This window comes from Streptomyces sp. AA4 (genome assembly GCF_000158875.1).
GTDB lineage: Bacteria > Actinomycetota > Actinomycetes > Mycobacteriales > Pseudonocardiaceae > Amycolatopsis.
The window spans coordinates 5424325-5431837 of record NZ_GG657746.1 but is presented as its reverse complement, the minus strand read 5'-3'; the positions used below and the strand labels follow the sequence as shown (position 1 = coordinate 5431837).

Here is a 7513-nt window from a genome sequence, read left to right as displayed (position 1 = left end):
CCGCCCGGGCGTTTTTTATGCGTCGAACGTTTCGGCGAGTCCATACGGCGCCAATGCCGCGGTTTCGAACGCGGCCATCGCGGTGACCAGTCCGTTTCGCACGGTGAGGACACAGACGCCGAAAGCGCGATAAACCGATTCGCCGGGCCGGCGCAGATATCCGGCGACCGCGGGCTGCCGGTTGGCGCGCACTGGCACCATCCGGAAACTGCCCCGGTAGTGCGGCGATTGCGGATCGAAACTCGGCCTGAGCGCGCCGAGAATCCGATCACGGCTGTCGAACCACAACGGGTACGGCGGCATCACCGCGCGTGCGTCCTCGCTCAACACAGCGGCCACCGCCTGCACGTCCGCCGATTCGTAGGCGGCGATGAACTTCCGCAGCAGCGCCGTTTCCTCGGCGGTCGTGCTGTCCGGAGCGGACCATTCGGCGCGTCGGGCGGGCAGCCGGGCGCGCAACGTCTCCCGCCCTCGCTGCAGCGCGCTGTTCGCCGAGGCCACCGAAGTGCCCAGCAGTTCCGCAGTGTCCTTTGCGGACCAATCGAGCACGTCGCGCAGGAGCAGCGCGGCCCGTTGCCGCGGCGGGAGCAATTGGATGGTGGCGAGGAACGCCAGTTCGATGGTTTCCCGTTCGACGACCGCAGCGCCGGGGTCGTCCGGCGCCGCGGGGTCGAGCAGCAGGTCGGGGAACGGTCCGAGCCATGGAACGTCGAGCGCGGAGATTTCGCCGGCCGGGTCGCCCGCCGGGCCCAGTTCGTCCGGCAGCGCGCGCCGCGGCCGCCGGGCGAGCGCGTCGAGGCAGACGTTGGTGGCGATCCGGTACAGCCAGGTCCGCACGCTCGCGCGCCCAGCGAAGCCCGCACGGCCTTTCCAGGCCCGGAGAAACGCCTCCTGCGTGAGGTCCTCGGCCTCCTCGAACGAACCGCTCATCCGGTAGCAGTGCACGCGGATCTCACGGCGGTGCCGTTCGAGCTGGGCGCCGAACTCCTCGTCGCTGGTCACCCAGCAGACGGTAGCTCAGACCGCCTCGTCCGCCAGCCGTTCCAGCCCGCTCTTCGTCTTGAGCGGCAGGTGCTTCAGGAACGCCACCGCGACCACGACCAGCAGGGCGATCGGCGCGCTGATCAGGAACAGGTCGCTCGTCGCGATGCCGTACGCGTCCCGGATCACCGCGACGACCGGAGCGGGCAGTTGCGCGAGGTCGGGCACCTTCCCGCCGCCGGACCCGGCGGACGCGGCCGGTCCGAGCCCGTCGGCGATGAGCGTGCCGACCCGGCTGGCCAGCACCGCGCCGAGCGCGCTCACGCCGATCGACCCGCCGAGGCTGCGGAAGAACGACAGCGTCGAGGTCGCCGCGCCGAGATCGGCGGCGGGCACGTCGTTCTGCGTCACCAGCACCAGGTTCTGGTTCAGCATGCCCACGCCGACGCCGAGCACCAGCATGGACAGGCTCAGCTCGAGCAGCGACGTGTGCGCGTCGATCAGCCCGAGCAGGCCGAGCCCCGCCGCCATCAGCACCGCGCCGAGCAGCAGGAACGGCTTCCATTTGCCGGTGCGGCTGATCAGCTGGCCGGACACAGTGGACGAAACGAGCAGGCCGAAGATCATCGGCAGGCTCATCAACCCGGCCACCGTCGGGGATTTGCCGAGCGCCAGCTGGAAGTACTGCGACAGGAACACGGTGCCGCCGAACATCGCGACCCCGACCAGGAAACTCGCGACAGTGGCGAGCGTGACCGTGCGATTGCGGAACAGCGCCAGCGGCACGACCGGTTCGCGCACCTTCGCCTCGACCCACACCGCGAGCACCAGCACGAGCACGCCGGCCGGCACGAGCACCGCGGTCTGCCAGGAACCCCAGGCGAAGGTCGAGCCGGCCAGCGACGACCACACCAGCAGCGTCGAAACGCCGAGCATGATCAGGAACGCGCCGAGGTAGTCGACGTGCACCTCGCGGCGCAGCGTCGGCAGGTCCAGCGTGCGCTGCAGCAACAGGATCGCGGCGAGCGCGAACGGCACGCCGAGGAAGAAGCACCAGCGCCAGCCGAGCCACGAGGTGTCCACGAGCACACCGCCGATCAGCGGGCCCGCGACCGTGCCGACCGCGAAGACCGCGCCGAAGACGCCGGAGAACTTGCCCAGCTCGCGCGGCGAAACGATGGCCGCCATGATGACCTGGGCGAGCGCGGTGAGCCCGCCGCCGCCGACGCCCTGGGCGATCCGGCTGAGGATCAGCACGTCGATGTTCTGTGCGAGACCGGCCACCAGCGAGCCGACCACGAACAGCCCGAGCGAGAGCTGGATCAGCAGTTTCTTGTTGTACAGATCGGAAAGCTTGCCCCAGAGCGGGACGGTCGCGGTCATCGCGAGCAGTTCGGTCGTGACGACCCAGGTGTAGGACGACTGGCTGCCGCCCAGCTCGGACACGATCCGCGGCAGGGCGTTCGCGACCACAGTGGACGCGAGGATGGCGACGAAAATGCCCATCATCAGGCCGGACATCGCCTGCAGCACGTGCCGGTGGCTCATCGCCGGTGCGGGCGCGGGCGATTCCGCGGCGGACAGGGACATGGACAGTCCTTTCCGGACTCAGAGAGAGATTCGGAGAGATTCGGGGAGGTTCAGCGGGGGTCGGGCAGGCCCGCGGCAGCCGCGGCGGCGGCCTCGTCGAAGATCTCGAGCAGCGGTCGCGTCCCGTTCCGGGCGGCCCAGCGGGTGAGCGACGCGGTGAGCACCCCGCCCGCCACCGCCAGCAGCAGCGACGGGAACAGGTCCTTCTCCGCGTCGGTGCCGGAACGCTGGGCGATGGCCGCGACCAGCGGCTCGCGCGAGCCGGAGTTGAGCGTCGTCGCGCGGACGAGCAGCGACGGATCGCCCTGGATGATGCGCAACCGGGTCAGCCACTCGTCGCGGTCCCGCTCGATGTCGGCGAGGTCCTCCCGGACGGCCGCGATGAACGCGGGAAACGCGTCGACCCCTTCCGGCTGCGCGAGAAACCGGGCGAGCGTTTGCTCGGCCCGCTCCGCGTGGTCGGCGTACGCGAGCAGCACGGCGTCCTCTTTGACCGGGAAGTAGTTGAAGAACGTGCGCGCGGACACCCCCGCCTCGGCCGCGATGTCGTCGACGGTGACCTGGTCCAGACCACGCTCGGCAACCAGCCGAAGCGCGGCGAGAGCGATGGTGCGGTGGGTTTCGAGCTTCTTGCGCTCGCGCAAGCCGGGAGGGGGCACGTGCTCAGGGTAGCCAGATCTTGCAGAAGCTGCAAAGTTGCAGTTTGTGAACCAGGGCACCTCGCCGGGGCCGGGGGAGGTGCTGGCAGACTCACCCACCGTGAGCGGAACGGTGCTGGTACTAGGCGGACGCAGCGAAATCGGGACGGCGGTGGCCGTCCGGCTGGCGCGGGGCGGGGCGCGGCGGTTCGTGCTCGCCGCGAGGCCGGGAGCGGACCTCAGCGAACCGGCGGCCGCCCTCCGGGAAGCGGGGGCGGAGACCGTCGCGACCGAGGACTTCGACGCCGACGACCTCTCCGCGCACCGCCCGCTGCTCGAGCGCGTCATCGAGGGGCACGGGCCGCTCGAGACCGTCGTGCTCGCGTTCGGCATTCTCGGCGACCAAGCGCGCGCGGAGACGGACGCCGCGCACGCCACCGCGATCGTGCACACCGATTACGTCGCTCAGGTGTCGGTGCTCACTCACACGGCGGAACTGTTGCGTACTCAGGGTTCCGGAAACCTCGTCGTTTTCTCGTCGGTCGCCGGGATTCGCGTGCGGCGGGCGAATTACGTGTACGGCTCGGCGAAAGCGGGCCTCGACGGGTTCGCCTCGGGACTGTCCGACGCGCTGCACGGCACTGGCGTGCACCTGCTGCTCGTGCGTCCGGGCTTCGTGATCGGCCGGATGACCGAAGGAATGTCTCCCGCGCCGTTCTCCAGCACCGCCGATCAGGTGGCCGACGCGACCGTCGCGGCATTGCGCCGCCGCCGGGAAGTCGTGTGGGTGCCGGGCGTGTTGCGCTTGGTGTTCGCGGCGATGCGGTTCGTGCCGCGCGCGGTGTGGCGGCGGATGCCGCGCTGAACTCCCTGTGCCCGCAGGGGCACCGGCTGTCGCCGCGCGCTCGGCCGAACGGGCAGCATCACATCTTCGCGACAGGTTTCTCAGGCTATTCCCAGCTAACGCGGCGATCCTCGAAGGAGGGGGCCGAGAGCCGGCCCCGGGGAAGCGAGGAACCGGCCGTGCTGATCACGTCCCGGGGCCGCCGCATCGGCGGCCGTGCGGTGCTGGGTGTGGTGTCCACCCTGGTACTGGGCGCCACCGGATTCGCGTGGTCGCAACTGCACCGGCTGGACACCAGCCTCGTCACGGCCGACGTCATCGCGCCCGCGGCGCAGGTCCCGGACGCCCCGGCCGGGGAACCGCTCACCGTCGCGCAGAACATTCTGTTGGTAGGTCTCGATTCCCGCACCAAACCGGACGGGACGCCGCTGCCGCAGAACGTGCTCGACGCGCTGCACGCGGGCAGCGGGGACGACGGCGGCAACACCACCGACACGATGATCGTGGTGCACGTCCCGGCCGGCGGCGCGGCCGCCACCGCGATCTCGATCCCGCGCGATTCCTATGTGGACATTCCGGGTTACGGCAAGCACAAGATCAATTCGGCGTACAGCCGCGCGCGCTCCGACCAACGGGGAAAGCTCGCCCAGCAAGGAATGAGCGGCCCGCAGCTGGAAGTGGCGGCGGACGCGGCCGGGGCGAAATCTGCGATCGCCGCGGTGCAGCAGCTCACCGGGCTCACCGTCAACCACTACGCCGCGGTCAATCTCGCCGGGTTCGCCGCCCTGAGCCAGGCCGTCGGCGGGGTGCGAGTGTGTCTCAAGGCCCCGGTGCACGATTCCTACTCCGGAGCCGATTTTCCCGCCGGGACGCAGACCATCTCCGGCACCCAGGCGCTCGCCTTCGTGCGGCAGCGGCACGGCCTGCCCAACGGCGACCTGGACCGGATCGCGCGGCAGCAGGCCTTCCTGTCGGCGATGGCGAAAACCGTCCTCGGCTCCGGCACTTTCACCGACCCGTCGCGGCTTTCGTCCCTGGTGGACGCTTTGGAAGGTTCGGTCACTCTCGACCACGGCTGGAATCTCCTGAGCTTCGCCCAGCAACTGCACGGCCTCAGCTCGGGCGCGATCGCGTTCGGCACGATCCCGGTGCAGAGCCTGTCGATGGCCACCCCGTCCGACGGCGACGCGGTGAAGGTGGATCCGGCGCAGGTGAAGCAATTCGTGCAGACGCAGATCAGCTCGCCGGACGTCGCGGCGTCCGGGGCGACCTCCGATCCGGGCACAGTCCGCCCGTCGTCGAGCGGAGGCATGGTGCGGCCGATCGCGGAGACGACCACGCCGACTCCGCCGGCGGGAACCCCGGCGCAGCCGAAGCTGACGACGGCCAGCGGGTGTGTGAACTGATCAGGCGAGCGGCAGTGTGATGGTGAATGCCGCTCCGCCCTCGGGTGCCGGTCCAGCCGTCAAGGTCCCGCCCATCCGGGTCACCAGCCCGTGTGCCAGCGCCAGCCCGATGCCGGACCCGACCGGGCGGCTGTCGCGGTACCGGGCGTTGAGCACGCCGCGTTCAAAAGCCACCGGGTAGTCCTCCGGCGCGAGCCCGGGACCGCCGTCTCGGACCGACAGGTGGGCGTGGCCGTCCGCGACCGACAGGGCGAACACCATCGGCGCACCCGCGGGCGTGACGCGCAGCGCGTTCTCCGCCAACCCGTCCACGACCTGGTGCAGCCGCCGGGCGTCGGCGGTCACCATGGCGGGTCCCGGGGGAGACTGCACGGTCAGCGGGACATCCGAGCGGGCGCAGCGCAATTGCCACACCTCCGCGCAGTCCCGGACCAGTGCGGCGAAGTCGAAAACATCCAGGTCGAGCTGGAATTCGTCGGCGCCGAGGCGGGCGAGTTCCAGCAGATCCGACACGAGCCGTTCCAGGCGTTGGGCCTCTCGGTGGATCGTCTCCCCGGCCCGGCGCGCGTCCGGGCCCGAAGCGACTCCGTCGGCGATCGCCTCCGCGAAACCGGTCACCGCGGTCAGCGGGGTGCGAAGTTCGTGCGACACCGACAGCAGGAACTCGCGTTGCCGGGCTTCGCTGCGGGCCAGCGCGTCGGCGAGTTCGTTCAACGATCCCGCGACCTGCGCGACCTCGGCGGGGCCTTCGACCGGCACCCGGACATCGCGCCGGCCCGCGCTGAGGCTGCCTGCCGCGGCGGCCGCGCGGCGGAGGGGGCGGCCGAGCAAGCGTCCCGAGACGTATCCGGCGACGGCGGCGACCAGAAGTCCGATGCCGAGGGCCAGAAGAATGTTGCGCAGCAACGCATGTTGCGTCGATTCCGCGCTGCGCACGGGCTGCACCAGCGCGAACGCGGCTTGCGGGCCGACCGGGCGCACTTCCACGAGGTAGTCGACAGTGCCGATCGTGACCCGCGTCGAATGGTCCTTTCCGGACGTGAGCCCGGCCCGTTCCGCGGCGCGCACCGCGGTCGCCTGTCCGGAATTCTGGCCGCTGACCCGGTGCACGACGACCTCGATGCCCTGCCCCCGCACGACCGCGGCGGCCTTGCCGATCGCGAGCCGGTTGCCGATGCCCGTGTCGTCGAGCTGCCCGGCGATGACGTCGGCCTGGTCCCGCAACGACTGCTGCAGCACCGAATCCGCGGTGTTGCGGACCAGGCGGGACGCGACGAGCCCGGCCACCAGCACCGCGATCCCGGCGACGGCCAGGCACACCACGGTGATCCGGAGCGCGAGCGTGGTTTTCATCCGGCATCCGCCGCGTAGCCGATGCCCCTAACAGTCCGAATTGGACTGTCATCGCCGAGTTTTGCCCGCAGCTGCGCGACATGCACGTCCACGGTGCGGGTCCCGGCCGCGGCGGCGTAGCCCCAGACCGCGCTGAGCAGCTGATCGCGCGACAGCACTTGGCCGGGGTGGCGCAACAGGTAGGCGAGCAGATCGAATTCGGTGGAGGTCAACGCGACCTCGGCCTCGCCTGCCCAGGCGCGGCGGCCGGGGACGTCGATGCGCACGCCGCCGCAAGCCAGCGTCGTGGCCGGGCTTCCGGACGCGCGGCGCAGCACAGTCCGCACGCGGGCGGCGAGCTCACGCGGGCTGAACGGTTTGGTGAGGTAGTCGTCCGCGCCGATTTCCAAGCCCAGCAAGCGATCCAGCTCGTCGTCGCGGGCGGTCACGAACAGCACGGGCGTCCAGTCGCCCGCCGCGCGCAGCGCCCGGCAGATCTCGATGCCGTCCATTCCGGACAGTCCGATGTCGAGGACCACCGCGACCGGCCGCAACCGGCGGATCGCCGCGAGCGCCTTCGCCCCGTCCGGCTCGACCTCCACCCCGAACCCGTCGCGCCGCAGGTACAGCGCGGCGAGTTCGGCGATCGCGGTCTCGTCCTCCACGACGAGGACGAGACCGCGGCCAGCTGACCCCATGCGGGCTCCCGTTCCTCCGGCCGA

Annotated in this window: 7 protein-coding genes; 2 read left to right on the top strand and 5 right to left on the bottom strand. The window is 70.8% G+C overall.

Features of this window, described 5'->3' with window-relative positions; all coding sequences use genetic code 11:
* Positions 1–15: 15 nt before the first annotated feature.
* From SSMG_RS24860 to SSMG_RS24850, 3 genes are read right to left on the bottom strand one after another with little or no spacing between them, the layout of a single operon-like run.
* Positions 16–1002, bottom strand: coding sequence for an RNA polymerase subunit sigma-70 (locus SSMG_RS24860; protein WP_009080565.1), 987 nt, complete (start codon positions 1000–1002; stop codon positions 16–18).
* A gap of 15 nt (positions 1003–1017) precedes the next feature.
* Positions 1018–2571 carry an MDR family MFS transporter gene (locus tag SSMG_RS24855; protein WP_009080563.1) on the bottom strand — a complete coding sequence of 518 codons (1554 nt, stop codon included), beginning with the start codon at positions 2569–2571 and terminating at the stop codon, positions 1018–1020.
* Positions 2572–2621: 50 nt separating this feature from the next.
* Positions 2622–3230 (bottom strand): TetR family transcriptional regulator, encoded by a 609-nt coding sequence (locus SSMG_RS24850; protein WP_009080561.1) that lies wholly within the window; start codon positions 3228–3230, stop codon positions 2622–2624.
* A gap of 100 nt (positions 3231–3330) precedes the next feature.
* Between SSMG_RS24850 and SSMG_RS24845 the strand changes: the two genes are divergently transcribed.
* Both SSMG_RS24845 and SSMG_RS24840 read left to right on the top strand, forming a co-directional pair.
* A complete protein-coding gene (locus tag SSMG_RS24845; protein WP_009080559.1) occupies positions 3331–4074 on the top strand; it encodes an SDR family NAD(P)-dependent oxidoreductase in 744 nt (247 codons plus the stop codon).
* Between the two features lie 158 nt (positions 4075–4232).
* Positions 4233–5459: an LCP family protein gene (locus SSMG_RS24840; protein ID WP_037714758.1), complete on the top strand. Its 1227-nt coding sequence runs from the start codon at positions 4233–4235 to the stop codon at positions 5457–5459.
* On the opposite strand, the gene SSMG_RS24835 is transcribed toward SSMG_RS24840, so the two are convergent.
* A complete protein-coding gene (locus SSMG_RS24835) occupies positions 5460–6812 on the bottom strand; it encodes a sensor histidine kinase KdpD (protein ID WP_009080557.1) in 1353 nt (450 codons plus the stop codon). It abuts the gene before it with no gap.
* Entirely contained in the window at positions 6809–7489 is a 681-nt protein-coding gene (locus SSMG_RS24830) for a response regulator transcription factor (protein ID WP_037714756.1), read from the bottom strand. The genes SSMG_RS24835 and SSMG_RS24830 overlap by 4 nt, the downstream gene beginning before the upstream one ends.
* Between the last annotated feature and the right edge of the window lie 24 nt (positions 7490–7513).